The organism is Branchiibius sp. NY16-3462-2 (genome assembly GCF_001594145.1).
GTDB lineage: Bacteria > Actinomycetota > Actinomycetes > Actinomycetales > Dermatophilaceae > Branchiibius.
This window is the reverse complement of the sequence record NZ_LVCF01000040.1, coordinates 53,495-78,503: the sequence shown is the minus strand read 5'-3', so window position 1 is coordinate 78,503 and position 25,009 is coordinate 53,495. Positions and strand designations below refer to the sequence as shown.

30 protein-coding genes, 1 other RNA gene and 1 pseudogene are annotated in these 25,009 nt (G+C 66.2%); 14 read left to right on the top strand and 18 right to left on the bottom strand.

Annotation, left to right across the window (positions count from 1 at the left end; genetic code table 11):
- Window positions 1-18 precede the first annotated feature (18 nt).
- From AZH51_RS13785 to AZH51_RS13765, 5 genes are read left to right on the top strand one after another with little or no spacing between them, the layout of a single operon-like run.
- On the top strand, window positions 19-882 hold the full coding sequence (locus AZH51_RS13785) for a Nif3-like dinuclear metal center hexameric protein (RefSeq protein ID WP_291525253.1): 864 nt from the start codon (window positions 19-21) through the stop codon (window positions 880-882).
- Window positions 879-1,616, top strand: coding sequence for a C4-type zinc ribbon domain-containing protein (locus AZH51_RS13780; protein WP_291525251.1), 738 nt, complete (start codon window positions 879-881; stop codon window positions 1,614-1,616). The genes AZH51_RS13785 and AZH51_RS13780 overlap by 4 nt, the downstream gene beginning before the upstream one ends.
- The gene (locus AZH51_RS13775; protein ID WP_291525249.1) at window positions 1,613-2,803 is read left to right on the top strand and encodes a bifunctional RNase H/acid phosphatase; all 1,191 of its coding nucleotides are present in this window, start codon (window positions 1,613-1,615) and stop codon (window positions 2,801-2,803) included. Before AZH51_RS13780 ends, AZH51_RS13775 begins: the two co-directional genes overlap by 4 nt.
- Window positions 2,804-2,834: 31 nt before the next feature.
- Window positions 2,835-3,257 (top strand): rhodanese-like domain-containing protein, encoded by a 423-nt coding sequence (locus tag AZH51_RS13770; protein ID WP_291525247.1) that lies wholly within the window; start codon window positions 2,835-2,837, stop codon window positions 3,255-3,257.
- Entirely contained in the window at window positions 3,245-4,438 is a 1,194-nt protein-coding gene (locus tag AZH51_RS13765) for an O-succinylhomoserine sulfhydrylase (RefSeq protein WP_291525245.1), read from the top strand. The genes AZH51_RS13770 and AZH51_RS13765 overlap by 13 nt, the downstream gene beginning before the upstream one ends.
- On the opposite strand, the gene AZH51_RS13760 is transcribed toward AZH51_RS13765, so the two are convergent.
- Together AZH51_RS13760 and AZH51_RS13755 are read right to left on the bottom strand one after the other, a co-directional pair.
- On the bottom strand, window positions 4,435-5,349 hold the full coding sequence (locus tag AZH51_RS13760) for a hypothetical protein (RefSeq protein ID WP_291525244.1): 915 nt from the start codon (window positions 5,347-5,349) through the stop codon (window positions 4,435-4,437). The two genes, AZH51_RS13765 and AZH51_RS13760, sit on opposite strands and share 4 nt — an antisense overlap.
- Before the next feature lie 29 nt (window positions 5,350-5,378).
- On the bottom strand, window positions 5,379-6,122 hold the full coding sequence (locus AZH51_RS13755) for a peroxide stress protein YaaA (RefSeq protein ID WP_291525241.1): 744 nt from the start codon (window positions 6,120-6,122) through the stop codon (window positions 5,379-5,381).
- Window positions 6,123-6,171: 49 nt separating this feature from the next.
- On the opposite strand from AZH51_RS13755, the gene AZH51_RS13750 reads away from it, so the two are divergent.
- Window positions 6,172-7,593, top strand: a complete 1,422-nt coding sequence (locus AZH51_RS13750; RefSeq protein ID WP_291525239.1) for an RNB domain-containing ribonuclease — start codon at window positions 6,172-6,174, stop codon at window positions 7,591-7,593.
- A 35-nt stretch (window positions 7,594-7,628) separates the two neighbouring features.
- An RNA gene (rnpB, locus tag AZH51_RS13745) (RNase P RNA component class A) lies at window positions 7,629-8,002 on the top strand.
- Between the two features lie 321 nt (window positions 8,003-8,323).
- Here the strand turns inward: rnpB and AZH51_RS13740 are convergent.
- The 11 genes and pseudogenes from AZH51_RS13740 to AZH51_RS13690 all read right to left on the bottom strand — a co-directional run bounded on the left by AZH51_RS13740 (window position 8,324) and on the right by AZH51_RS13690 (window position 15,843).
- Window positions 8,324-8,647 (bottom strand): hypothetical protein, encoded by a 324-nt coding sequence (locus tag AZH51_RS13740; protein ID WP_291525238.1) that lies wholly within the window; start codon window positions 8,645-8,647, stop codon window positions 8,324-8,326.
- Window positions 8,647-9,525, bottom strand: a pseudogene (locus tag AZH51_RS13735) (phage major capsid protein); the annotation flags it as partial. The pseudogene AZH51_RS13735 and the gene AZH51_RS13740, both read right to left, overlap by 1 nt.
- A gap of 99 nt (window positions 9,526-9,624) precedes the next feature.
- On the bottom strand, window positions 9,625-9,918 hold the full coding sequence (locus AZH51_RS13730; protein ID WP_291525236.1) for a hypothetical protein: 294 nt from the start codon (window positions 9,916-9,918) through the stop codon (window positions 9,625-9,627).
- A gap of 16 nt (window positions 9,919-9,934) precedes the next feature.
- On the bottom strand, window positions 9,935-10,381 hold the full coding sequence (locus tag AZH51_RS13725; RefSeq protein ID WP_291525234.1) for a hypothetical protein: 447 nt from the start codon (window positions 10,379-10,381) through the stop codon (window positions 9,935-9,937).
- Window positions 10,378-10,911, bottom strand: a complete 534-nt coding sequence (locus AZH51_RS13720) for a hypothetical protein (protein ID WP_291525232.1) — start codon at window positions 10,909-10,911, stop codon at window positions 10,378-10,380. The genes AZH51_RS13725 and AZH51_RS13720 overlap by 4 nt, the downstream gene beginning before the upstream one ends.
- Window positions 10,908-12,233: a phage portal protein gene (locus tag AZH51_RS13715; protein WP_291525230.1), complete on the bottom strand. Its 1,326-nt coding sequence runs from the start codon at window positions 12,231-12,233 to the stop codon at window positions 10,908-10,910. Before AZH51_RS13715 ends, AZH51_RS13720 begins: the two co-directional genes overlap by 4 nt.
- Before the next feature lie 11 nt (window positions 12,234-12,244).
- Window positions 12,245-13,711 carry a terminase TerL endonuclease subunit gene (locus tag AZH51_RS13710; RefSeq protein ID WP_291525228.1) on the bottom strand — a complete coding sequence of 489 codons (1,467 nt, stop codon included), beginning with the start codon at window positions 13,709-13,711 and terminating at the stop codon, window positions 12,245-12,247.
- Window positions 13,712-14,261: 550 nt separating this feature from the next.
- Complete coding sequence (locus AZH51_RS13705) at window positions 14,262-14,519, bottom strand: hypothetical protein (protein ID WP_291525226.1); 258 nt, start codon at window positions 14,517-14,519, stop codon at window positions 14,262-14,264.
- Window positions 14,516-15,175 carry a hypothetical protein gene (locus AZH51_RS13700; RefSeq protein ID WP_291525224.1) on the bottom strand — a complete coding sequence of 220 codons (660 nt, stop codon included), beginning with the start codon at window positions 15,173-15,175 and terminating at the stop codon, window positions 14,516-14,518. The genes AZH51_RS13705 and AZH51_RS13700 overlap by 4 nt, the downstream gene beginning before the upstream one ends.
- Window positions 15,172-15,570, bottom strand: a complete 399-nt coding sequence (locus AZH51_RS13695; RefSeq protein WP_291525222.1) for a hypothetical protein — start codon at window positions 15,568-15,570, stop codon at window positions 15,172-15,174. Before AZH51_RS13695 ends, AZH51_RS13700 begins: the two co-directional genes overlap by 4 nt.
- 69 nt (window positions 15,571-15,639) lie before the next feature.
- Complete coding sequence (locus AZH51_RS13690; protein ID WP_291525220.1) at window positions 15,640-15,843, bottom strand: helix-turn-helix domain-containing protein; 204 nt, start codon at window positions 15,841-15,843, stop codon at window positions 15,640-15,642.
- A 109-nt stretch (window positions 15,844-15,952) separates the two neighbouring features.
- On the opposite strand from AZH51_RS13690, the gene AZH51_RS13685 reads away from it, so the two are divergent.
- Together AZH51_RS13685 and AZH51_RS13680 are read left to right on the top strand one after the other, a co-directional pair.
- Window positions 15,953-16,453, top strand: a complete 501-nt coding sequence (locus AZH51_RS13685; RefSeq protein ID WP_291525218.1) for a helix-turn-helix transcriptional regulator — start codon at window positions 15,953-15,955, stop codon at window positions 16,451-16,453.
- Complete coding sequence (locus AZH51_RS13680; RefSeq protein ID WP_291525216.1) at window positions 16,443-17,552, top strand: site-specific integrase; 1,110 nt, start codon at window positions 16,443-16,445, stop codon at window positions 17,550-17,552. The genes AZH51_RS13685 and AZH51_RS13680 overlap by 11 nt, the downstream gene beginning before the upstream one ends.
- Before the next feature lie 132 nt (window positions 17,553-17,684).
- Here AZH51_RS13680 and AZH51_RS13675 read toward each other — a convergent pair whose 3' ends face one another.
- The gene (locus AZH51_RS13675) at window positions 17,685-18,734 is read right to left on the bottom strand and encodes a hypothetical protein (protein WP_291525214.1); all 1,050 of its coding nucleotides are present in this window, start codon (window positions 18,732-18,734) and stop codon (window positions 17,685-17,687) included.
- Window positions 18,692-19,192, bottom strand: a complete 501-nt coding sequence (locus tag AZH51_RS13670) for a helix-turn-helix domain-containing protein (protein WP_291525212.1) — start codon at window positions 19,190-19,192, stop codon at window positions 18,692-18,694. The genes AZH51_RS13675 and AZH51_RS13670 overlap by 43 nt, the downstream gene beginning before the upstream one ends.
- An 80-nt stretch (window positions 19,193-19,272) precedes the next feature.
- Here AZH51_RS13670 and AZH51_RS13665 point away from each other — a divergent pair, with 80 nt between their 5' ends.
- The 5 genes from AZH51_RS13665 to AZH51_RS13645 all read left to right on the top strand — a co-directional run bounded on the left by AZH51_RS13665 (window position 19,273) and on the right by AZH51_RS13645 (window position 22,437).
- Complete coding sequence (locus AZH51_RS13665; RefSeq protein ID WP_291525211.1) at window positions 19,273-19,458, top strand: hypothetical protein; 186 nt, start codon at window positions 19,273-19,275, stop codon at window positions 19,456-19,458.
- Window positions 19,455-20,138: an SDR family oxidoreductase gene (locus AZH51_RS13660; RefSeq protein WP_291525210.1), complete on the top strand. Its 684-nt coding sequence runs from the start codon at window positions 19,455-19,457 to the stop codon at window positions 20,136-20,138. The genes AZH51_RS13665 and AZH51_RS13660 overlap by 4 nt, the downstream gene beginning before the upstream one ends.
- An 86-nt stretch (window positions 20,139-20,224) precedes the next feature.
- On the top strand, window positions 20,225-20,737 hold the full coding sequence (locus AZH51_RS13655) for a MaoC/PaaZ C-terminal domain-containing protein (RefSeq protein WP_291525208.1): 513 nt from the start codon (window positions 20,225-20,227) through the stop codon (window positions 20,735-20,737).
- 18 nt (window positions 20,738-20,755) lie between these two features.
- Window positions 20,756-21,565 carry a helix-turn-helix transcriptional regulator gene (locus AZH51_RS13650; RefSeq protein WP_291525206.1) on the top strand — a complete coding sequence of 270 codons (810 nt, stop codon included), beginning with the start codon at window positions 20,756-20,758 and terminating at the stop codon, window positions 21,563-21,565.
- An 83-nt stretch (window positions 21,566-21,648) separates the two neighbouring features.
- On the top strand, window positions 21,649-22,437 hold the full coding sequence (locus AZH51_RS13645; RefSeq protein ID WP_291525205.1) for a helix-turn-helix domain-containing protein: 789 nt from the start codon (window positions 21,649-21,651) through the stop codon (window positions 22,435-22,437).
- A 92-nt stretch (window positions 22,438-22,529) separates the two neighbouring features.
- Here AZH51_RS13645 and AZH51_RS13640 read toward each other — a convergent pair whose 3' ends face one another.
- The 3 genes from AZH51_RS13640 to AZH51_RS13630 form a co-directional block, all read right to left on the bottom strand.
- Window positions 22,530-23,249, bottom strand: coding sequence for a hypothetical protein (locus AZH51_RS13640; protein WP_291525203.1), 720 nt, complete (start codon window positions 23,247-23,249; stop codon window positions 22,530-22,532).
- On the bottom strand, window positions 23,246-24,037 hold the full coding sequence (locus AZH51_RS13635; RefSeq protein WP_291525201.1) for an alpha/beta hydrolase: 792 nt from the start codon (window positions 24,035-24,037) through the stop codon (window positions 23,246-23,248). The genes AZH51_RS13640 and AZH51_RS13635 overlap by 4 nt, the downstream gene beginning before the upstream one ends.
- Window positions 24,038-24,156: 119 nt before the next feature.
- On the bottom strand, window positions 24,157-24,978 hold the full coding sequence (locus AZH51_RS13630; RefSeq protein ID WP_291525199.1) for an alpha/beta hydrolase: 822 nt from the start codon (window positions 24,976-24,978) through the stop codon (window positions 24,157-24,159).
- Between the last annotated feature and the right edge of the window lie 31 nt (window positions 24,979-25,009).

Here is a 25,009-nt window from a genome sequence, read left to right as displayed (position 1 = left end):
CTGTGCAAGGGTGAGGCGGTGGCCACCCTTGCTGACGTCGTGCAGGTGCTCGACGAGCTCTACCCACCGGCGACGGCTGCTTCGTGGGACCAGGTGGGACTGGTCTCCGGTGACCTGTCGCAGACCGTCGGGCACGTGCGGTTCGCGGTCGACCCGACCCTGGAGGTCATCGAGGCCGCCCGCGACGACGGCGTCGATCTGCTAGTCACCCACCATCCGTTGTTGCTGCGTGGGGTGCACTCCGTCGCGACCACGCACGCCAAAGGGGCAGCGCTCACCGCATTGATCGTGGCTGACGTGGCGCTCTACTGCGCGCACACGAACGCCGACGTCGCCCGCCCGGGAGTCAACGACGCGCTCGCAGCAGCATGTGGGCTGACTGCCGTCAGCGCGCTGTCCCGTGAGGGTGACCAAGAACTCGGCTTGGTGGGCGACCTGCCTGCACCGATCCCGTTGCGCGAGTTCGCGATCCGGCTGGCGTCGGCCCTTCCACCGACGCCCGTCGGTCTGCGGGTGGCTGGCCCTGCCGAGGCTCAGGTACGCCGAGTGGCCGTCCTGGGCGGCGCCGGAGACGACCGCTTCGATCAGGTAAGAGCCTGTGCGGCAGACGTCTACGTGACCGCGGATCTACGCCATCACCCCGCACTGGAGGCGAGGCAGGAGGCCAGGGGAGGCACGCCGTACCTCATTGATGCGGGGCATTTCGCCACCGAGTCGCTCTGGCTCGCGCCCGCAGCGGCCCGACTGACCGCGGTGTTGGAGCAGCGGGGCATTACCGTAGAGACTTCCGTGAGCGCGCTGCGCACCGATCCGTGGGACTTCCTGGTCGGGCAGCGCCCGGACGACGTCGGGCAGGACCCGCAGGATAAGGAGTCGCAGTGAAGGCAGAGCTGACCCGGCAGTGGCGGCTACTGGACTTGCAGCAACTCGACACGCGCCTGGCCCAGTTGGCCCACCGCGCTCGCAACCTGCCGCAGATCGCCGAACTCGCAGCCGTATCCGAGCAGCGGGACCGCGCCGCGGAGGACGAGGTGCTCGCCCGGGTCGCGGTCAGCGACGCCGAGCGAGCGGTGGCCAAGGCCGAGACCGACGTGGACCAGGTCCGGGTGCGAACGGCCCGCGACCAGGAGCGCCTGGCGGCCGGCACCGGTTCGGCCAAGGACCTGCAGGGATTGCAACACGAACTCGAGACATTGGCCCGCCGGCAGAGCGAGCTGGAGGACGTCGAGCTGGAGTTGATGGAGCAGGTCGAATCGCTGCGCACGGACCTGGACCGGCACACGGCGGCAGTCGCCCAATTCGACACGCGTATAACCGAACTCACCGCCGCCCGCGACCAGGAGCTTGCTGCGATCACCGCCGAGCAGGAGGGCGCACAGGGGGAGCGGGCCAACATCGCGGCCGGGGTGGGCGCCGACCTGCTGGCTCTCTACGAACGGTTGCGTGACCAGCGCGGCAGCGGCGCCGCGGCGCTGGTGGCCAAGCGGTGCACCGGCTGCGGTCTGGAACTCAACGCCAGTGAGTTGGTGCGGATCAAGGCGGCCGCGGAGGATGAGGTGCTGCGCTGCGAGGAGTGCGGCCGGATCCTGGTGCGCACGGCTGAATCCGGGCTATGAGCGCCGACCGGACGGGGTCTGGAGGTAGGGCGCTTCGTCTGGAAGCGGACGGCGGATCGCGGGGCAACCCGGGTGTCGCGGGGTACGGCGCTGCGGTGTTCGACGCGGTGACCGGTGAGACGTTGGCCGAACGGGCGGCACCCCTGGGAAAGGCCAGCAACAACGTGGCCGAGTACAGCGGACTGATCGCCGGACTCGAGGCCGCCATGGAGATCGACCCGGCTGCCCGGATCGACGTCGCCATGGACTCCAAACTGGTCATCGAGCAGATGGCCGGCCGCTGGAAGATCAAGCACGAAGACATGCGCCGGCTGGCTCTGCAGGCCCAGGACCTGGTCCGTCGGATCCGCGAATCCGGTGGCGATGTCACGTGGACCTGGATCCCGCGGGAGCGCAACAAGCGGGCCGACAAACTGTCCAACGACGGTATGGACGGCGAGGTCATCACCTCGGACTACTGGCGGTCCGCGCCTGCCGGCGAGCAGATGAGCCTGCTGATGCCGGACGAGGACGGCGAGCGAGCGGTCCCCGAGCCGCCGGTGGTCGTGCCGGCCCGCACGCCGCCCACCCCGCGGCGGATCGTCCTGCTGCGGCACGGTGTGACCGACCTGACCGTGCAGGGCCGTCTCGACGGACGCGGCGGTATCGATCCCGAACTCAACCCCGAAGGCCAGCGCCAGGCGTTTGCTGCCGCACAGGGCGTGCGGGAGCAGATCCTGGGCGATGTCCCGTACGTCGTGACCTCATCCCTGTCCCGGGCGAAAGCCACGGGTGGGGCTGTGGCCCAGGCACTCGGCGTACCTGCAAGGGTGGACGCGGACTGGGACGAACAGTCCTTTGGTGCGTGGGATGGCTTGTCCTTCAGTCGGATTCGCGACCTGGCACCCGACGGTTTGACCTCCCTGCGATCGGACCCGGACTTCTGCGCGCCCGGTGGCGAGAGCCATCGGGACTTCATCGCCCGGGTCCTGGCGGCCTACCAGCGATTGCTGGCCGAGGTGGAGGAGGGGCAGACGGTCGTGGTCGCCACCCATCGCAAGCCGATCATGGCGGTGCTCGCCCACGTGCTGGACCTGGATATGGCCACCGGGTGGCGGCTCGGTTGCGGGCCGGCGTCGTTCACCGTCGTCGACGTCTTCACCGGAGCTGTGACGATCGAACGTCTCAACGACCAACACCACCTGTAGGCAATCCCGCCCGTTGTGGGAGAGTTTTTCCATGACTGAGCACGCGCCGACGTACGCCGGGGACGTGACGCCCGCCGAGGCGTACACCCTGCTGCAGGAAGAACCGAACGCCACGTTGGTCGACGTGCGCACCCAGGCCGAGTGGACCTATGTCGGTCTGCCGGACCTGTCCGGGATCGGCAAACAGGTCGTCACCGTGGAATGGCTGAACTATCCCGACGGTGCGGTCAACCCGGACTTCGTCGAGCAGGTCCGAGCGGCGACCCCCGACGGCGGCCCCCTGCTGTTGCTGTGCCGCTCGGGCGTGCGTTCCGTCGCTGCCGCTGAAGCGCTGACCGCGGCCGGGCTGCCGAACAGCTTCAACATCGTCGAGGGCTTCGAGGGCGGTCTCGATGACGACGGTCACCGCAACGTGAACGGCTGGAAGCTGGCGGGTCTGCCGTGGCGCCAGTAGAGGATTGGGGCCGCGACACCGTCAGTGTCCGAGGAGGCTTGGTGCGCAGCGGTTTTGAGGAGACGGCCGAAGCGCTCTACCTGACCTCGGGCTACGTGTACGAGTCGGCCGAGGATGCCGAGGCGGCGTTCAAGGGTGACGTCGATCGGTTCGTCTACAGCCGCTACGGCAATCCGACAGTCGCCGTCTTCGAGGAGCGGTTGCGGCTGCTGGAAGGCGCCGAGGCGTGCTACGCGACCGCGTCCGGGATGGGCGCCGTGTTCACGGCACTCGCCGCGCTGGTCGGTGCCGGTGACCGGCTGGTCGCCTCCCGCGCGCTGTTCGGGTCGTGCTTCGTGATCGTCGATGAGATCCTGCCGCGCTGGGGTGTGCAGACCGTGCTGGTCGACGGCGCGGATCTGACCCAGTGGGAGGCGGCGCTGTCCGAGCCCACTGCCGCCGTGTTCTTCGAGACGCCGTCCAACCCGATGCAGGAGCTGGTCGACATCGAGGCGGTCAGCGCGCTCGCCCACGCGGTGGGCGCGAAGGTCGTCGTCGACAACGTCTTCGGCACCCCGGTGATGTCGCGGCCGTTGGAGCACGGCGCGGACATCGTGGTCTACTCCGCCACCAAGCACATCGACGGCCAGGGCCGCGTGCTCGGCGGGGCGATCCTGGGGCCGGAGGACTACATCCACGGACCGGTCGAGAACCTCATCCGGCACACCGGGCCGACGCTGTCGGCCTTCAACGCCTGGGTGTTGGTCAAGGGGTTGGAGACGCTGCGGTTGCGCGTCGAGCAACAGGCCCGATCGGCGTACGCCGTGGCGCAGGCCCTGGAGGCGCACCCGGCTATCCGTCGGGTCTGGTACCCCTTCCTCGCCTCACACCCGCAGTACGACCTGGCGCAGAAGCAGATGCTCGGCGGCGGCACCGTGGTGACGTTCGAGCTCGACGGCGGTAAGGATGAGGCGTTCGCACTGATGAATGCCCTTGCGATCGTGGACATCTCGAACAACCTGGGCGATTCCAAGTCGTTGATCACCCACCCGGCGACGACGACGCACCGACGGTTGGCGGAGGAGGACCGGCTCAAGGTCGGCATCACCGATGGTGTGCTACGCATCTCGGTCGGCCTGGAGGACGCCGACGACCTGGTGGCGGATCTGACCGGCGCCCTCAAAGTGGCGACGCAGGGCTAGCTGACGCTGCTGGCGATGGCCCGACCGGCTTCACTGTGCTGCAGGTAGCCGACCGGATCGTGCGGATCGAGGCCGTTGTCGACCTGGTGGCTCACACACGTCACGTTGGTGCCGGCGAAGTACGGTGCGAGGTCGAGGCGCGTGGCGATCAGATCATCGGGATCGGCCAGGTTGGTCCAGGCCGTCACCGTTGCCGGAACGTGCGGCGGCTGGACCGTCAGCCGTTCGTAGAACACCGTCGACATCCCGAGCGGTGAGCCCAGGGTCAGCAACGCGACCGGTTGGTCGATCTCGTGCAGTACTTCATAGGCCGCCACGGAGCCCAGCGAATGGGCCACCACGACCTTGGTGAGTGGTCCGATCGCAGCCCGGACCCGTTGTTGCACAGCGGTTTTGACCTGCGCGTTGGCGCTGTAGAGCGCTGCCTCGCGTAGCGCGTGATCCACGAAGCTGGCCGCGTCCACTACGCCGGGCCGGAAGAAGTGCAGGTTGTTGAGCGCATCGCTGAGGATGCGCAGCCTGTCCCAGAGGGATTCCTCGGTCGCGCCGAAGGCCAGCGCGTCTTCGGCCGTCTCCCGGTCGTCCGGGTTGCTCGATCGTTCGGCGGCTGTCTCCAACCACTGCTGGGTCAGTTGCGCGACGGGTTCGGTCAGGTCGGGGTCGGTGGCAAGGGCCATCGCGTGCGCCGACTCATAGGGCGCGAAAACGTCTGCGTAGTAGGCCATCTGAACGCCACGACTACCGGGACCCACCGTGAACTGGTCGGCCAGCTCGCCGGCGCCGGCCGCCCTGAGCCCGGTCTGTAGCGCAGGAAGCCACAGCTGAGCCAGTTGCTGCGCGGTGGAGCCGGACTCGCCGATGCCGTGCACCAACACCACGCTGCTACCGCCGGTGACACCCTCGTCGCTCATATACCGGTTCTATCAGGAGGCCGCGTGCGCTACTCGTACTGCACGGTCAAGCGCCAGGGCTGGCCGGTGCGTGCCGGCGGCGTGAGACTCGCGGCGAACGCCTCCGACACCACCTCGTGCAGGGCCTGGGGCGTCTTCGCATCGCTACCGACGGTGCATAAGTGCCGGCTGACCAGCCCGCGGGTGTGCTTGGCCATGTGCGTTGCTCCGACGACGTTCACCTGCACCCAGCGGTCGGCGAGAGCGCCGGCGGGAGTCCAGGCCGCGGCGTACGTGCTGGATCGGCAGTCGACGATCACGCCGCGAGCAAGGTCCGGCATCACCTCGTTCAGCGCGGGTCGCCAGAAACCGCCCAGCGGCCCGAGGCCGGGCAGGTTGACCCCCATCGAGAGCCGGTAGGGGGCGACGCGATCGGTCAGCCGCAACACGCCGTACAACGCCGATTGCACGGCGACCCAGCGGTTGGCCCGGCGGCGGGCGGCAGTCTCGAGCGAGCTCAGGTCCAGGGCGTCGTAGAGGACCCCGGAATACAAGTCACCGGCAGGCAGCGCGGGGGCGGTGAGCACGCGGGTGTTGCGGGCGATCTCGTCGGTGAGGTTGGCACTGACTTTCAGGACGGCGGCCGCATCGGGCTGTGCGCTGACCCGGGCGAGGGTGTCGATCACGCGCTCGCGCAACGGATTCAGCTGGGGCGAACTCAACCCGTCCATCGCCATCGGCCGCCCACGGGTCCGGGTGGACTTGCCCTCCGACGGCGGCAACAGGATGAGCACCGCCGCAGACTAACGCTCGCTCGGGCGCGGCGCTGGATAGGGTGACTGCGTGCTGGCCCGCATCGTCAACGAAGATCCACAGCCCGGAGCGCCTCTCGACGAGGCGTTCGCAGCGATCCGTGCCTCGGTCGAGGTCTCCACGGACTATCCGGCGGATGCCCTGGCGGAGGCGCAGCAGGCGGCCGCGTCGGTGCAACTGCCCGACCGGGACGAGACCGCGGTGCCGTTCTTCACCATCGACCCGCCGGGGTCCACGGATCTGGACCAGGCGATGTTCCTGGAGCGCGACGGCGATGGCTACCGGGTGCGGTACGCGATTGCCGACGTGCCCGCGTTCGTCGCCCCCGGCGGTGCGCTGGACCGGGTCACCCGCGAGCGGACACAGACGCTGTACTTCCCCGACCAGCGCGTGCCGTTGCACCCGCCGGTGATCAGCGAGGACAAGGGCAGCCTGCTGCCCGATCAGGAGCGCGGCGCCTTCGTCTGGGACGTCCGGCTCGATGCTGCAGGCAAGCAGACCAGCGCGGAGGTATACCTGGCGAGAGTGCGCTCGGTGGCGCGTCTGGACTACGAGGGTGTGCAGGCGTCGATCGATGACGGCAGCGCGCCCGATGGTTTGGCGCTGCTGAAGACGATCGGCGAGTTGCGGATCGCTCTGGAGCGCGAGCGTGGCGGCGCCGACCTGCCGATCCCCGCCCAGGAGGTCGAACGCGACGACAACGGCGACTACCACCTGAGGCTGCGTCCGCCGGTGACGTCCGAGGACTGGAACTCCCAGATCTCGCTGCTGACCGGGATGGCTGCGGCCTCGATCATGCTGGAGGCCAAGGTCGGCATTCTGCGGACCATGCCGGAGGCACCCCAGTTCGCGGTGGACCGCTTCCGGGGTCAGGCCAGGGCGCTGGGGGTGACCTGGCCCAAGGGCTTGGCGTACGGCGAGTTCCTGCGCACGTTGGACCGTGACGATCCGCACCACCTGGCTCTGATGTACGCCGCGGGCAGCCTCTTCCGCGGTGCGGGCTACACCGTGTTTGACGGCTCCGTGCCCGACCAGACGATGCAGGCGGCGGTGGGGGCGCCGTACGCACATGTCACGGCTCCGCTGCGCCGACTCGTTGATCGCTTCGGGCTGGTCATCTGCGAACGGATCTGTGCCGGGCAACCGGTGCCGGACTGGGCGCGGCAGTCACTGCCGGACCTGCCCAAGATTATGGCCTCCGGTGACCAACTGGCGCACAAGGTGGACCGGATGTGCACCGACGCCGTCGAGGTGGCGGTGATGTCGCACCACGTGGGCGATACGTTCGATGCGACGGTGGTCTCCAAACCCAAATCGGGCATCGAGGTGCAGTTGACCGATCGCCCGGTCATCGCGACGCTCTCGGGTGATGCGGCGCCGGGGGATTCGGTGCAGGTACGGGTCGTTACGTCGGACCTGTCGACGCGGATGCTGGAATTCGCGCTGGTCTGATCACCTGGTCCGGCGCCGGTAGACTCTGACCCGGATGAGCTGGCCAGGCGGCCGCGTCGAGACACGTTCTCGCCGAGGAACGTCCGGGCTCCACAGAGCACGGTGGTGGCTAACGGCCACCCGGGGTGACCCGCGGGACAGTGCCACAGAAAACAGACCGCCTGCTGCGTGCGGCAGGTAAGGGTGAAACGGTGGTGTAAGAGACCACCAGCGGTGCAGGTGACTGCGCCGGCTCGGTAAACCCCACCGGGAGCAAGGTCAGACAGCGTGCGCTTGAGGGCTGCTCGCCCGAGCACGCGGGTAGACCGCTAGAGGTGGCTGGCAACAGTCACCCGAGATGGATGGTCGCCCGCCGTCGTCAGTTCGCTGGCGGTGGCGACAGAACCCGGCGTACCGGCCAGCTCATCCTTCCCTATATGGCACTGACCTGCCGTAACACGTTCTGACCTGGGCAAACGTGTCTGTTGGCTCGGTTGGTGAGTGTTGGCGAGAGTGGCCCAAATGGCTCGGTTTTCGGAGTTCTTGCGGACTGTCTGCGGACTGCATAGGTAACCGAAGCGTCTAGACGTGCCTCGACCCCCCGGTCGAAAGGAACGTAACTTCCGGGGGGTCGAGGGGTTTCGGCGCTGGTCTGGAAGGTGAGTAGGCACCTAGGAGGGTCCAGACCATCGATCCCGTGCCGCCGGGAGATCTGAGCACGACTGGCGGCCGGGTGACGTTGACGCCGGGTCTATGCGGCCCTTCGCCGGTACTGGTTCAGGATCGCCAGTTCGGGCAGGGTCCAGCCGTTGAAGGTTCCGTAGGAGACCGAGAAGGTGCCGGCGGTCTGGGTCTTGGTGCCTTCGGGGTTAGCCATGAGGCGCGCTGTGCTGGACACAATGACGGCGGTTAGCGCGTCGTTGGCGTCGCCTGTCTCGTCGAAGCCTTGACCACGGGTGTAGGCGCGGACCATCTGCTCCACGATCGCGATGGTGGCTTCGGCTTTGGCGGTCCAGCCGGCCGATGAGACGTCACCGCCGGTGAAGGCGGCGACGTCCCAAGCGGTGGCGCTCATCAGATCGTGATACCGGACAGGGTCACGACCGCGGCCGGGTTCATCGGTGCGGCGTCGTAGCGGGCCACGACTCGGATCGCTTGCTGGTCGTAGTCGGCGTAACGCTCGGTGAGCACCTTGACCGAGGGGGCGAGGTCGCGGGCAACGGCGATCTGGGAGAAGTCCACCAGGGCGGCCCGTGCGGTCGGGCCTCCGCCCGTGGTGTCCGGGATCCGGTTGGTGACCGTGACCGGGGCACCGAACAGGCGGAACACGCCGTCCTGGGTCGGGTCCGGGGTCAACTGGTAACGGTTCTGGCCGTCCTTGAGCTTGCGCAGCTTGACGAACTCCCGCGGCTTCATCAGCCAGCGCAGCGAGGACATGTTCACGTTGCCGGACAGGGCCAGGCCCCAGGCGTCGATCAGGGCGTCCAGGGTCAGTGCGCCGGCTACGGCGACGTTCTGCGTACCGGCCCAGGCGAACAGGCCTTTCGGTGTGGTGGTGCCGTCACCGGAGGCCGACAGGAACTGGACGTCGAGCTTGTTGGCGACGTCGGTCACGAGGCGGTCCCGCAAGGTGGCGTCCAGGGCAACGATGGACTGGCGGGCCAGTTCGTTGCTGTAGCGGGTGATGACCTTGACCGACTTCATCGTCGAGGGCAGGAGGGTGATCTCGTCGAAGTCAGCGTCGACTTCGGTGATCGCTTCGTTCTCGCCAATCCAGTCGGGACTGGTGGCTGCGCCCAGCTTGGGGATGCGGACCTGTGAGCCGTTGGTGTCGAAGATCCTCGGGCCGGAGGCCAGGAACACGCTGGCGTCGGTGAGCGGCTGGACGAGGATGGACTGGACTTGCTCGGCGGTCAGTTCGGCCGCGGTGGTGGTGCTGTTGACCATGATGGACTCCTTTGACGTGGAATGAGATTCACGCCGGGAGCCAGTCCCGCAAACGTTGACGGCACGGCCACCAGGACCGTGCCGTCAGTATACCCCAAGGGGGTATCAAATAACCTCTAGGCCGTGCGTCTCGTAGGCGCTCTTGGCTGGCTTCGTCTGGCTGGTAACGAAGTCCTGTATGCGGTCAGACCATGACCAGGAGTAGTCCTCCTGGCCTTCCCACTTGGTGGCGACCGGACCGATGGGGCACTGAGATTCGATCAGCAGCGAGACCACTTCCGGAGACAGGTTGTCGTCGTCGACGGCCGCGCCGAGTGTGCCTCGGGAAGCTGGGGACAGGCGATCCCACCAGGCGTCTACCTTCTGCTGGATCCACTGTTCGAAGTCGCGGTTTGCCATGGTGACGGGTTCCTTTCTAGCGGGCGTTGGCGCGGAGGATCCCGGCCAAGCTGGGACCAGTCTGGTCCAGGGCTCCGACACCTTGACCGATGTTTCCCACAGGTCGCCGGGAGGCAAGGTGTGGCTTGCGGGTCAGGAGGTCCTCGATCGCGGCGTCGAGGTTGGCGGGGTCGGTCAGGTGGTCCTCGTCGAAGGGTAAGTCGGTCGGGTCGGCCAGGCGTCCGGTGCTGGCGACCAGGGCGACGTGTAGCCGGCCGGCGAGGTCGTCGCGGTCCTTTGCTTTGGCCCGGGCGTCGCCAGCTTCCTTGCGTAGCTTCTCGACGTAGGAGCGGGGGAACGTGTCCGGTTCGTCCTCGGTCGTGGTGTCCTGGGTGTCCGGTTCGGTTGTGGCCGTGTCGGTTTCGACGTCGACGGCGGGTTCCTGGACGTCGGGGTCGGGGGTCTGGGTGGTGTCGTCGGTCATTGTTCGTTCCTTTCGGTGACGGGCACCGGGGTGCAGGTGCATCCGGTGTGGTGGTACATCTCGACGTCGTCGGGCAGCACGGTCCCGGCGAGGTCTTGACAGATCTGGCATGCGCCGGGGCTGACGTCCCGCGTCCAGCCGGTGACCTCGGGTGATTTGGCGATGCCCTCGGAGTAGGCGGTCGCGGCGGCTTCGAGGGGTTCGCTGCGTCCCAGGCGGGCCACGCGCTCGGTGGTGGTGTCCTCGGAGGTCAGGAGTGTGGTGGCGGCTTTGTAGAGCCGTTCTGTGTCGCTGGCGGCCGGCAGCAGCCCGAGGGGTGCCACGGCGCGGCGTAGTTGCAGGGTCAGGGTCGCGGCGAGGGACACGTCGGCCAGGGCGACCGCGGATCCGTTGGCGTTGGCGATGGTCCCGGCGATCAGTGAGGCGGTCTCGTCGTCGTCGAGGTCTCCCTCGGTGTAGCTGTCGTAGATCGCGGTGACGTTGGCGGCGGTGTCGTCGCCGATGCGTCGCAGTAGGTCCCGGTAGGTCATGAGGCCACGGCTTTGAGGTCGACGCCGGCGCTGTCGAGGGCTTCGGCGCGGCGTGCGCTACGGATGCTGGCGATCTCGTCGTCGGAGTAGCCAAGTTTGGCCAGGGCGGTCGAGGCTGGCAGGAGGCCCGCGGAGAACAGTTTGACCACGGCGTCGGCTTCCTGTGCCACGGACCGGGTCGAGGGGTCGGCCCATTGGCAGGACACGGCCACGGCGGCCGGATCGGTGCCGGTCGAGGCGGCGACCACGAGGCGGCCCACGGCTTCCCAGGACCGTCCGAAGGTGGCCTGTCGGGCTTCGGCGCGGGCGGCCAGCGATGCCTCGGCGGCGCGTAGCGCGTCGGCGGATGAGGGGTTGGCGCTGGTGATGCCGATGAAGTGTGCCGGTAGGGCTGACACGGCCATGATCTGTCCGAGTAGGACCCGGACGGCGGCTTCGTAGCTGGCGAGGTCGGCGGCGTCGAGTTGCCCGAACTTGGTGTCGGGGGATTCGGAGACCATCATCCGCATGGCGTCCGGGATCGGGTTCTGGACTTGCCCGTCGTCGGTTTCGATGAGCTCGAGACCGGTGGCCCAGCGGCGGGGGCGGGCGAAGTATTCGGAGGTGACCAGCAGGTCGGCTAGGGCCTTGTTGAGGCCGTCGACCAGGGGGATGAGGTCGTCCAGTTCGGATGCGCCGTCTAGGTCGAGGATCCGGTCGGTGTTGACGATCGGGACCATGGGCACCACACCGAACGGGTTGCGGATGGTGCCGGTAGCGGTCCAGGACGTCGCGGGCAGCGCGGCCGGGTCGGCGACGTTGGCGTCGGAGACGTACCGGGTGATCTGGTCGGGTTCGTACAGGACGGCGTACCCCTTCCGGGCGGCCGGGTCGACCCAACGCTTGAACGCGGCGACGACGGCGCGGGTGGCGGGGTCGGTGATGGTGGTGACCTGCCGCGCCGATTCGATGCTGACGCGGGGTCGCCCGTCGGGGTCGGCCCAGACCAGGGCGTAGGAGCGTCCCAGGGTCAGGGCTTCTCGGTGCGCGACGGGGGCAAGCTGGTCCAGGTCGTTGCGCAGCCATGCGGCCCACAGGGCGGGGTCGGGTTGCCCGTCGCGGGTGAAGCCGGTGACGCGCAGCCGTTCGGCCAGGGAGGTCACGGCCAGGCGGGGGATGTTGCTGGACATGCGCCCGAAGCGGTCACCGAGGGCCTCCCGGGCGTCGGGTGCCAGGAACGCAAGCGGCTGGTTGCCGTCGTAGTAGGCGTCCAGTAGCCCGATGCGGGCTTGTGCGTTGTCCAGGCGGTCGGACAGGGCTTTGATCAGGTCAGTGGTGGTCATGTGGTTCTCTCTCATCTCTTGAATGCCGCGACACGGCGGCGGGTGGGTTTACGGGCGCGCCACACGGCGCGGGAGTGGGCCATGAGTGCGGCCGCAGCGCAGTCGATCTTGCGGGCGTTGCGGGATCGGCTGGCCTTGTCGATCCGGACCCCTCGGGAGTCCTCGCGCAGTACGGCGGCCGCGATGTGTGCGGCCAGGACCGGGTTACCGGAGTGGGTGAGTTTGCCGGCGACCGCGGCGGCGTAGAAGTCTCCGGTTGCGGCGGTCACGCGCGGCGGCGACCAGGGGAACTCCACGACCGGGATCCGCTCCGATTCCAGGATCTGCAAGGACCGGGCGAAGCGGAACGGGTCGGCCACGACCTCGACGACGTCAAACCGGCGACAGGCCAGGCGGATCTCGTCCTCTACCTCGACGATCGGCACCCGCCAGGACTCGTCGGCCGTTTTCTCCCAGACCCGCAGGACGTCGAAGTGAGGTTCGGTGGACACGGTCGCAGCGACCAGGGCGGTCGAGTCGTCGGAGAAGGACCCGTCGAGGGCGACCACGACCGAGGCACCCTCGGGGATCGGCTCACCCGTGCTGGCGGCGTCCCAGCAGCCAGGAGGCAGGAACGTCCCGGAGTCCTCTGGTGGCAGTTGGCACAGGCGGGCGCGTCGGAACGTTGCTTCGCGGGTCTTGGGTGGCAGTAACGCGGTCATGGCGTCGCGGTGCAGGAAGTCGCCCAGGGCCGGGTTGCTGATCGTCCAGCAGTGCTCACAGTCGACCGGGTGGTCCTCGAAGCCGGCCGCGGACCATTCCCGCCAGCGCAGCGATTCATCCTCGGGGTGGGCGGCGGCGTAGTCGCGCAGCGACAACAGGACCTGATCGGCAAGGTTCGGGCCAGGGGTGCCGATCGCGACCAGGACGGACCGTTCCCGTTTGCCCTGTGCCAGTTGCACGACCTCGAACAGGTCCCGGTTGACGACGCCGGCTTCGTCGACGATCGCAAGGACGTAGTCCAGACCCTCGGCGGAGGCCGGCGAAGCGGGCATGACCTGGAAGCTGGAATCGGTGGTCGGCAGGTAGAGCCGGTCCCTGAATACCTGGGTGCGTTCGGTCAGGTCCTCGGACAGTTCGACCATGCGCCGGGCAGCGGAGAACGCGAGACCGGCCTGTCGTTCGTCGACGGCGAACACGACGACGTTGGCACCATCTCCCCAGCAGTAGAACGCATAGAGGGCGATCGCGGCATTCAGCGTGGTCTTGCCGGATCCTCTGGGAAGCATCAGGCCCACGGTGCGGGCACCGGAGTCTAGGACGTCGCGGGCAATGTCCATCTGCCAGTCGCGCAGCCGCAGCTTGCCCCGTGCATCAGTGCCTTTGGGGATCCGCAGGAACTTCTCGGCGAACGCGGCGAAGCGTTCGGACTCCACGGTCGAGCGAGGACGGAACGGCAGCGGATCGGGATTGACCGCGGCTTTTGGGCCGGCCTTCATGCGAGGCTTCCCATATGTGGGTACTTGTCACGTACGGATCTCTGATGATCGCGATCGGAAGCACCATCCAAGCGACTCGATGGGCGGTAGTGAGTGTGCGGCAGGGAGGCAAGGCCGTCTTCCTTGATTGCTTCGGGTGGGGATGGGTTGCCGGTGGATCCTGGCTGGTTTTCGCCGGCTCGCTGCTGGGTGAGTAACGGTGCTCGCGCCTGTCGGCGGACTCTTGTTGTCCCGGTTGGGGGGTGTGTCCCCAGGGTTCGGGCTGGTCCTCGTTTGGCGTTGCAAGATCGGCAGACGACGTCGACGTCGACGAGGCGGATCGGGAGGCCGGCGTCTCGTCGTTGCCAGGCTTCGGGGGAGTGGTCGACGGTCAGGTCGTCGGTGGCTCCGCAGTCGGTGCAGAACGGTTGTAGTCGGCGCGCTCGTTTGGATAGCCGGATCCATGCGCCGTCGTATCCCATGCGCCACGACGAGGGTTTCGGGGTGCTGGGTGGGCGGCACTGGTCGCAGCGGGTCGCGTCGCTGGGTTCACCACAGGAGATGCAGGGTTTCACTCGGGGTTCCCCTCTTGGAGTGCGAAGCGGGCAGCAAGGTCGCGCAGGACCTCGATGCCCGTGGGCGTGGCGAGAGCGGGTTGTGCGTGGATTGCTAGTTCGCACATGCCGATCAGGATCGCGCCGGCCTCGTCGCTGGGTACGCCGGTCACGATGGCTTGCATTCCTTCGAGGTCGTCGGCCAGGTAGTGCAGCATCAGGGCGGTGGCGCGTCGTCGTGCGGTGATCGATCGTTGAAGTGGGGTGTCGGTCATGCTGACCTCCTTGTGCCGCCGGATAGGAAGATCGGGAGGCAGTGTTCGCAGCGGGCCTTGCCCGCTTGCACGTCGGTGGATCCGCAGTCGGCACAGGACCGGTTGCTCGTCGGGTTCACGACGGGCACATCTTGGGCGACGAATGATGATGCGAAGAAGGGATCATCACGAAGATCCTCGGGCCAGGCTTCGGCTGGGTTTTGCTTGTCGTGATCATTGGTTTTCAGACCGCCTTCCCTTCCTTGCCAGTCCTGTCCTGGCCTGTCCCTTTCGGTTTCGGTTTCGCTTACCGAATCGCTAACCGATTGGGTTTTCTCGTCGAGGTCTTGGGCCTGCTCTCGTCGCGGGCGGCCACCCTTCTTGCCGTTCGCCTCGTTTGCGGCCTGCTGCTTGAGGACGTCCTTCTTCAGACGCTGGTAGCGGGCGTGATGACGAATCAGCCAGGCGTCTCCCTCGTCCTGCCACCAGCCGACGTCCGCCAGTTCGGTCACCATCTCGGGGTGGCTCGCGAACCGGCGGACGTCGTCCTTGGGGATGCGGCAGTCCAGGAGCTTGCGGTTACTCCAGACGAGGCCCTCGACGTGTAGTCGGAAGGCCGCGTCGGTGAGTGTCCAGCAGTCGTCGGAGAAGTCGTCCGACAGTTTGCTCCAGGTCATCGCGTCGCGGATTTCTTCCGCCGGCCTCGTGGGCGGATAGAGTCTGAGGCGGCACCCTCTCCCAAGTTGGTCGCCAACTGGCCGCCGTCGAGTTGCTGCTCGGCGGCGGCTACTTCATTGCGGAGGATCTCGTCGAGGACGTCGGCAGCGCGCAACAGGTCGCGGGCCAGGGCTCGGGCTTCGTCGGGCGCGAAGTCGTCGCCGATGTTCGCACCGATGACGGGGGCGAAGGTGCCGTCGGATCGCTGGCACGCGCCAACTTCGATCGTCCAGAACGGGTCGTCGTGGATGATCTGGCGGTGGTAGACGTCGTCGTCGGGGTGCGTCGGTTCCGGGTCTTGGGTGTGGTCCCAGGTGCACCAGGGCGGGCATGGTGCGGGTTTAGTAGTGCTCATCGTGCGTTCCTTTCCTGTAGACCGGCGACGTGGATCCGCCGGGTGGTGCTTGGTTGGTCGTCGGGTTGGTCACCCGGCGAGGTCGTCCTCGTCGAACTGCGCGTCGAGCCAGGCCTCGACCTCGCTGCGGCGGTACGTAATCCGGCCGCCGATGAGGGCGGATCGCGGGCCGGTTCGGTTGTGCCGCATCCAGCGAAGCTGCGACTGGGACTTGCGCAGCCAGGCTGCGACTTCCTCCAGCGTCATCAAGTCGTTTTTCGTGGTGGTGGTCATGGGTGCGGCCCTTTCTAGTGCGCGCCAACACGGAATGTGTTGGCTCTATGCAAGGAGGATTACACGCGCTACCGGTGACTGTCAACACCATCCGTGTTAGGTTCATTCAGTGACCGACGAGACCCGCGACTTCGACGATCTGCACTTTGAGGCTGGCAGCCGCGATATGAACACGATCTCGGCTGGGGTGAAGCATGCGCGACAGGAGAAGCGCTGGTCGCAGGAGCGGCTCGCCAAGGAGATGGCGAACGCCGGCTTTGGTCACTGGCGACAGACGACGGTGTCGCGGGTCGAGAACGGAACTCAGGGACTTTCGATGGGCGAAGTCGGCGCGCTCGACGACTTGCTCGGCACGAGCTTGTGGGCGGCAACGCAGTCTTACGCCAATCTGCGGGAGACGGCACGTCAAGCCGGACGCCGGGTTACGGCTGTCCATCTTCGACGAGCTGAGGAGCTGTTGGAGGCGGCCATGCAGGAGATCCAGCAGCTCCGAAACTTCTATGAGCGACCACAGGAAGGCAGCGCCGAAAAGATCGACTTCAGGCAGCCGCCGGCGAACCGTTCGGGCAGGGGCTCCGACATTTTCGAGGACATAGACCATGCCGAGTAGCTCAATCGCGAAGCGTCCCAACGGAAAGTGGCGGGCGCGGTACCGGGACGATGCGGGCAAGGAACACGCTCGGCACTTCGGTCGGCAGGTCGACGCGAAGCGGTGGCTCGATGAGGTCACCGCGGCCCGACTCACGGGTCAGTACGTGGATCCGCGGGCGGGGGAGATCACGTTCCGGGAGTACGCGGAGACGTGGCGCAAGATCCAGACTCACAAGCCGTCGACGGCTGAAATCGTCGAGCGACACCTTCGGTTGCACGTGTACCCGGTGATCGGGTCGCTGCCGTTGCGGGCGATCATGCCGTCGCATCTTCAAGCGATGGTGTCGGGCTGGTCTGTCACTCCGGCCACAGGTCAGGTGATCTGGCGGTTCGTGGGAACGATCTTCAAGTCGGCGGTGCGCGACCGCAAGATCGCGGTGTCACCGTGCGTCGGAGTGAAGCCACGACCGGTTCCGGCGCGACAGATCGAGGTGATTAGCACCGAACTGGTGCTGGCGATCACGGACGCGATGCCGGAGCGATACCGGGCCATGGTGACATTGTCGGCCGGGACTGGGATGCGGCAGGGGGAGGTTTTCGGCCTGACGCGGGACCGGATCCGGTTGGAGCAGAAGGAAGTTCGCGTCGACCAGCAGATCCGGCGACTGGCGGGGGAGAAGCCGATTCTCGCGCCAACCAAGACGGAGTCGTCGGATCGCACGATCCCGCTTCCGAAGGTGGTGTCGTCGGCGCTGGCCGCTCACTTGTTGCAGTTCCCTTCGGATCATCCCGACGGCCTGGTATTCACGAACGTGGCCGGTGGCGCCTTATATCGGTCGGGGTTCAATCAGGTGTGGCAGCGGGCCGTTAGGAAGGCCGGCGGCGACCGGGTTGGATTCCACGCGCTCAGGCACTTCTATGCCAGCTTGCTGATCAGTCACGGCGAGAGTGTGACCGTCGTCCAGGACCGGCTCGGGCACAAGTCCGCGGAGGAGACGTTGCGGACGTACTCGCATCTCTGGCCGGACTCGGGGGAGCGGACCAGGGCCGCGGTTGACGATGTTCTCGGTTCTCGTGCGGACTCCCTGCGGACCGCGGACTCAATAGAAGGTCTATAGTCGCAGTTCAGGGCCGTTTCGTCGCTGATTCTGGCGATACCCGGCGTATCGGCCAGCTCGTCCTCCATCCTGGGCTGCTGGCCTGCAGCACTGCGGTCTGACCTGCGCAAGCGTTCCTGTTGGCTGCGTTGATCAGTGTTGGCCCGCGGGTTGGGACCAGCGCCGACGCCGCCAAGGCGACCACATGACGATGGACCGCACGGCAATGGCCGCAATGAGAAGGGTGGCGAGCGTGACGGCCAACCACGCCGAGAAGACAACTCCCGTGCCTGTGGTTGTCGACAGCATCCGAACTGAGAACGTTGCTGTCGCTGCGGTGGTGAATGTGAAGGCCCAGAACCCGATTCCGAACGGTTGTGACAGGTACCGGCGGATCAGATACAGGTTCGGGGTCACGACCGCGACCATCAGCCCGACCAACACCGTGCCCACGGCACCCGGGTGACCGTCTGTCATAGCCCAGCACGCGTTGCCCCCGACCGCGGGAGGGGCGGCGAAGATCGCCAACGTGGGCAGAAGCTTTCCAGGGACCGGCGGTCCGTTCATCAGGCGAGCTAGGAGGGCACCGCCCATGAGCATCCAGCACACGACTCCCACACCGAACATCGCGAGCGCCAGTGATCCCAGTCTGGCGACCGCGAGCACCTGTGCTGCGATGAACGGGGCGGCGACAACTGGGAGAAAGTAACCGCCGTGTACGGCCTCCATCGCTCGGGGAACAGTGAGCAACTGAGCAATGAACCAGGCCGCGAACGCCAGGGCAGCTATGGCCATCGCGACCACCATCGGCTTTCCGGCGCGCGGCACAGTCGCGTAGAGGTGGCCTGCCAGCAGCATCCCTGTCGCCGGCACCAGCGATGCGAACGGCCCAAGGGTCGGATCGCCCATGTCTCGGCCGACCTGCTGGACGCTTTCACTTCGAACGAGATACAGGCCGATGCTGATCACCCATGTTGCCGCGGCGGCCAACCAAAGAATCTCAGCCACAACTTGCGGCGCTCCAAGAGAGTGAGACGCTTGCGTCCAGGTACCAGCGAGGCCTGCGACACCGAAACCGATACTGAAAGCGTTGAGTGGAACACGTGCGCGCGTTGGGGCGATGAGAGCGTCTTGGCCGGCCGTCACCCCGGCCGTCGTGCTCACGATTCTGCTCCCGTCAGTTGCACGCGGCGCCCGTCCCATCCGCCAGGGCGCTGCCAGACGACTCCGTTTTCCACACTCAGGAGTTCGCCGCAGAATTCGCACACCTCCGCCCGTTGAGAGGTGCTTCCACACTTCCCACAGATCGTTTCGAACCTGGGATTCTCCGACTCGCTGGGGCGGTGGGCGTGGCCCCACGCCGCGTACGCCTGCAGAATGGGCACGGCATCTTCGGCTGCCCGGGTCGGGACGTACTCATGGCGCGGCCGGCCTCCCGCGGAGTAAGGGCGGGCTTCCAGTAGTCCTTGCTCGACCATCCGCGAGAGCCGTGCGGCCAGGACGTTATCGGCCGCAGTCAGCCGTCTTTTGAACTGTTCAAACCTTCGCGCGCCAGCCAGCGCTTCGCGCAACACGAGCAGCGTCCACGGATCGCCGATCGCGTCGATCGCTCGCGCCACTGGGCACACATCGTCGCTCCAGTCGGATCGCAATGCCATCATTTCCTCCTAGCTTGCTTCAAGAAAGTTTAGGTGTTAGCTTCAACGCGGTCAACTTTCGTTAAGCAAGTTAATGAGGGTCTATGGAACTCCACACGGTCGAAATCGACTTCGACCGCTGGGTGCCCAGGCAGCGTGCGTTCACTGCGATGAACCTGCTCGGCGCGACAACGGTTGCCGCTGCGGCCGGCGCCGGTAGCCCGTTGTTCGTGTACGAGCAGGGGCGGTGGCATTTCCCGGACAGCACAAAGCGAGGAACAAACAGATGACTGAGATTAAGAACGCCGTGGTGCTGGTTACGGGCGCGAACGGCGGCCTCGGAACCGAGTTCGTGCGGCAGGCGCTCAGCCGCGGAGCACGTAAGGTCTACGCCGCAGCACGGACACCGCGCAGTTGGAACGACGACCGCATCGTGCCGCTCACGTTGGACGTCACGGATCGCGGCGCGATCCTCGAGGCCGCGGCGGTGGCGCCTGATATCGACATCCTCATCAACAATGCCGGCATCCTTCGGCGGGGAGACCTGCTCACCGGGGATGTCGAGGACATCGAGGCCCAGATCACCACAAACCTGTTTGGACCCTTGCTCACGACGCGCGCGTTCGCACCGCGTCTGGTGGAGGCAGGCGGTGCCGTGGTCAACGTGGCGTCTGTGCTCAGCTGGTTGGCAATGGGCAAGGGCTACAGCATCTCCAAGGCGGCCCTCTGGTCCGCAACTGAAGGGTTACGGCTCGAACTAGCCCCACAAGGAGTCCACGTCATGGGCGTCTACCTCGCCTTCACTGACACTCCGATGAACGCCGGACTCGACATCCCTGCCATGAATACACCTGAAGACGTGGTCAGCGCCGTCTACGACGGACTACGTGAGGGTGCCGGAGAAGTACTCGCCGACGAAACAACTCGCGCCGTACGAGCAGGGCTGTCCAGGCTGGTCGACCAGGCGTAATCGACAACACCGGCCGCGGGGGACCTCCGAATGGCCGCGGGTGACCCGCAGTTCACGATCAGCAGAGAAATCGAGGAAGGTGACACATGTCGGAGAACACAGCGAAACGGTTAGTGGTGCCTCGGGCGACTCAACCAGCCGGGGTCTGGGCCGACGAACTCACAGTGGGGGACACGTTTACCTCGACCGGGCACCTGGTCACCGAAACAGAGATGCTCTCGTTCTCGGGCCAATACGACCCGCAGCCCTTTCACCTGGACCCCGTGCAGGCGCAAGGCACATTCTTCAACGGTCTGGTGGCCAGCGGGTGGCTCACCGCCGCGATCACGATGAGGCTTCTCGTTGAGTCCATTCCGTTGGCCACGGGCCTAGTCGGCAAAGCCGTGGACCTGACGTGGCCCTCCGCCACCGTTGCCGGCGACCAGCTGCACGTGGAGTCTGTCCTCATCAGGTGCGACTGGTCTTCGTCTAATCCGGGCCGGGCAACACTCGTGTTCGATTCGAAGACTGTCAATCAGGACGGGAACATTCGGCAGAGCTCCACAGCTCAGCTTCTGGCCTGGGCCAGAAGCCAACCGGCCACAAGCGATGAACGGTAACGAGAGGGCGTGGGCCGGATGAGCTCTCCGTTGGGATCGTTTCTTCGTGCCCGTCGTGAGGCGTTGACACCGGCGGAGGTGGGGTTGGAGCCCGAGCAGGGACGTCGAGTTCGGGGGCTGCGGCGCGAAGAAGTAGCACTTCGCGCCGGCATCTCGCGGCAGTACTACCTGCGCTTGGAGCAAGGGCGCGACCGTCAACCGTCGCGGGAGGTGATCGAGGCCCTCGCGGACGCCCTGCTGTTAGGGGATGAGGCCCTGCCGTTCATGGTGCGTCTTGTTGAACTACAGGCGCTGCGGGACCCGGAGTCCACCGCAGACGACGTTGCGCGCGAAAGGGTCGCGCATATTGTCGAGCTCCTGGGAAAGCAGCCCGTCCTCGTCGCCGACACCAACTTCGACATCGTCGCCGCCAATCCCGCATTGGACGCGCTCACCGAAGGAGAGTGGTCCTCGGGCAACAACGTCATCGAGTCAATGTTCGGGCATCGTATGCAGGGCCAATTCGGTGATTGGGAGCGTGCAGCGAGGAAGATCACTGCGACCCTCAGGTTTCGGGGCAATCCCTTTGATCGGAGGTTTCGTCGCGTGGTGACGGGTCTGGAGCGTTCATCACCTGAGTTCCGGTGGATGTGGTCCAGGCACGACGTCGGCACGTTGACGTCTGGGCAGTATCACCACAGGGTCGCCGGTGAAGTTGATCTCGATCTGGGTTACCAGATCTTCGTTGTGCCCTCTTCCCCTCGATGGGTGCTCACTACCTTCGATGCGAAAGGCGGGAGTGCTTCGTCACGCGCCTTGGACCAACTAGGTCTGGGCCGAGTCGGATGAGACCAGTTCGACGTCGGGTGACCCGCACGACGCCCCGCTCGGCCACCAGTGGCGGGAGGGCGAGGAAGGAGGCTGCTGGTGGGGTGAGTGCGCGCTCACCCCTGGGGGAGTTTCTTCGCGCTCGCCGCGCGGTCGCGGTGCCGGACGAAGACAGCCTGAAGCTGCCGGGAGAGCGGCGTGTCAAGGGCCTTCGGCGCGAGGAGGTCGCGCAGCGCGCCGGAGTGTCGGTGGACTACCACGTGCGGCTGGAACAAGGGCGGGAGCACAACCCCTCTGACCAGGTGCTCGAAGCGCTGGCGCGGGCTTTGGGTTTGGATGAGTTTGCCCGTGGCCACCTGCGTCGCATTGTGGCTGGGGACACGAGCCCACCAGCCCGCGCCGAGGTCGCTCGTCTCGTGCAGTTGATGCAGCGGTGGACTGGCGTGGCCGCGTTCGTCGTCGACCGGAACCTGGACGTCGTGGCGTCGACTGCTCTTGCGGCGCAGTTGAGTTCAGGTCGGCTCGGGCCGGGGTGCAACCTGGCCGTGTATGTGTTCTCCAACGCCTTGGCTCGTGAGCAGCCGGGGTGGTCCGATCTCGCGAAGAACGTGGCAGCGGCCCTACGGTTCAGGTCGTTGCCTCAGGATCCTCGACGTGCTGAGGTCCTGGAGTCGCTGGCGGACGATCTCGCATTCAGTGATGCCTGGAGTCGGGCCGAAGTAGGCCCTCTTGTAAGCGGCACAATCTCCTTGGACCTGGGCGACAAGCGCGGCCAACTAGTTGAGTTCCACGCTCTCGATGTCGTAGCTGCTCCCGGCTACACAGTGCTAATGGTGCGCCCAGTCCTGGGCGAGGCGCACCGCAGCTTTCCGCATGCATCGCAACGTCGCTGATTGTTCTCGAGCTCACCCACTGTGGAGTAGACCAATCACCCCCGTACTTCGGGGTGCGTTCTAGCCGCTGGTCGGCTCGTCCCATATACGAATCAGGTCAGCTCGACATCGCCGATCTCGATGGAGACGATCAGGGGCTCCGGCAGCGCGTGATTGTTCTCGTCGCGCACGTAGATCTCGCGCAGCCGCGGCAGGAGCAGTCCGTCCACCTGGAAGTGCCCGGTCATGTACTCCACACTGGGCGAACCGCCGGCGATTGCGACCTCGTAATCCCGTCGCCTGAGCACACCGTCGGAGTCCGCATACACCGTCTGGACCTGGGTGGGTGTGGCGATCTCGGGTGGATAGGTGATCTGCAGCCGCTCCCACTTGCTGCCGTCGGGCTCGACCCAGAGGCCAGTCTCCTCGGTGATGACGCCGGGAAGCAGGAACGATTGCGGCTCGGTGTTGTAGGTCCACATGGCGTACCCGGTGAAATAGGCCAACTGCAGCCGACTCCACGGCGTGGTCAACTCGTGGCCGGCGAACGAAGCCCGCGGGTCGTCCAGGGCTTCGACTACCGTCCCCGCGGCATCTCGGATCTCCACTCGATCGGGCGTGAAGTCCGTGTGCAGGTCCGGGTCGCCGAAGTTGTAGAGACGGGTGTGCTCGCGGTCGAGATCAACGACGAAACGTCCCTGCTCCGCGATACCGGCGACCTGTTTCAGTCCCCAGAATGCGCCGCCGAACTGCCGGGTAGCCGCCAGGGCCCTGACCTGCGACCAGCGGTCGCCACCGTGCGCGTCAACGATTCTGCTGAGAAGTGAGCTCATGTGCCTGCACCGTCGAGTATGTCGGTCTGATCCGAGGTTGCGCGTGTGTCGATGTGGTCCAGGACCAGCAGCGCCGCCTCCTCTGGGTATTGGAAGATGGAGGCGTGTGCGGCGTCCGGGAAGATGTGTATGCGGGAGTCCGGAATTAACCCGGCCATCAGATGGCTGCCTGGGGTTGGGATCATCAGGTCGTTGTCACCCTGCAGGATCAGGGTGGGTTGCCCGATTCCCGTGAGCCGTTCTAGCCGCTGCAGGCTGGGAATGCCCCACTCCACGATGGCGTCGTACTGGGCGTCCCGAACAACAACTGTCGTGGGCTCGTCACGGACGTCCGTGCGCGCGAAAGCTCTACCGAGGAACTCTTTCCCGAGCGCCCGAGAGGAATCGGTGTGCGCGAAGAAGATGTAGAGCAGGCTCTCAGCGGTGCTCTCATCATGGTGCGCCTCGCGACGGATGTCCTCCCGCCAGCCGTGCATCCTTGGTGCTCCCGACGGGCCGGTCCCGGCCAGAATGAGTGAGCGCACGTGCGTCGGCCGCAACAGCGCAAGATCCTGCGCCACGAATCCGCCGAGCGAGAACCCGAACACGTCGAAGTTGTCGATATCGAGCGCGTCCACGAAGGCCAGGATGTCTCGTGCCATCTCAGCCACCGTCGGCGGAACAACGCCAGAAGATCCGCCCACTCCAGTGCTGTCGACGAGGATCACTTCGCGTTCGCGGGCGATTGCGTCGATCAGAGCCGGGTCCCAGCTGTCGAGGTTGCCTCGGAAGTGTTGCAGGAAGATCATCGGAACCTTGTCGGGGCTGGTTCCGAACCTCCGATACCGGTAGCTCACTCCGTTTGTTGCGACGACGTCTTGATTTGCGGCGTTTATCGTCTTCATGACCGCTTTGCACCAGATCCAGTTCAGTCAGCGATGAACGCGAGTAGATCTTGGTCGAGTTCTGCCTGGTATGCGCCAGAGATGCCGTGGGGGGCGCCCGGGTAGACCTTCAAGGTGCCGTGCTTGACGATCTCGATTGCCTTTGCGGCCGAATCGCCGATCGGAACAATCTGGTCATCCTCGCCGTGGGCAATGAATATGGGCACCTCGAGCGCGGCGAGATCTTCGGTGAGGTCGGTCTCAGAGAACGCTTTGACGCAGTCGTACGCAGGCACCAGTCCGGCGAGCATCCCCTGCCGCCAGAAATCGTCGATGGCACCCTGCGACACCACCGCTCCGTCGCGGTTGTAGCCGAAGAACGGGTAGGCAAGCTCTTTCCAGTAGCTTGAGCGGTCGGCGAGAACGGAGGCACGGATTCCGTCGAATACGTCGATCGGGGTGCCGTCGGGGTTCGTATCGGACTGAACCATGACGGGGGGTACAGCTCCGGCTGTGAACACTTTGCGCACGCGGCCGTTCGCGTAACGGGCAGCGAACCGGACCGCTTCGGCACCCCCTGTTGAGTGGCCGACCGCAACGACGTCGTGCAGGTCCAACGCCTCGACCAGTTCACCCAGGTCTTTCGCGTAGGTCTCGATGTCGTTGCCCGTGTATGTCTGCTGCGAGCGACCGTGTCCGCGGCGATCGTGCGCGATGACTCGGTAGCCTGCGTCGGCGAGAAGCTTGAGTTCTGTGGACCACGCATCTGAGCTGAGCGGCCAGCCGTGGCTGAAGGTGACCGGTTTACCAGTCCCGAGGTCGGTGTAGTAGAGCTGGGTTCCGTCGGAGGTCGTGAAGTAGGGCATTGCAGTCCTTCCGCTGGGGTCGAAAGCACCC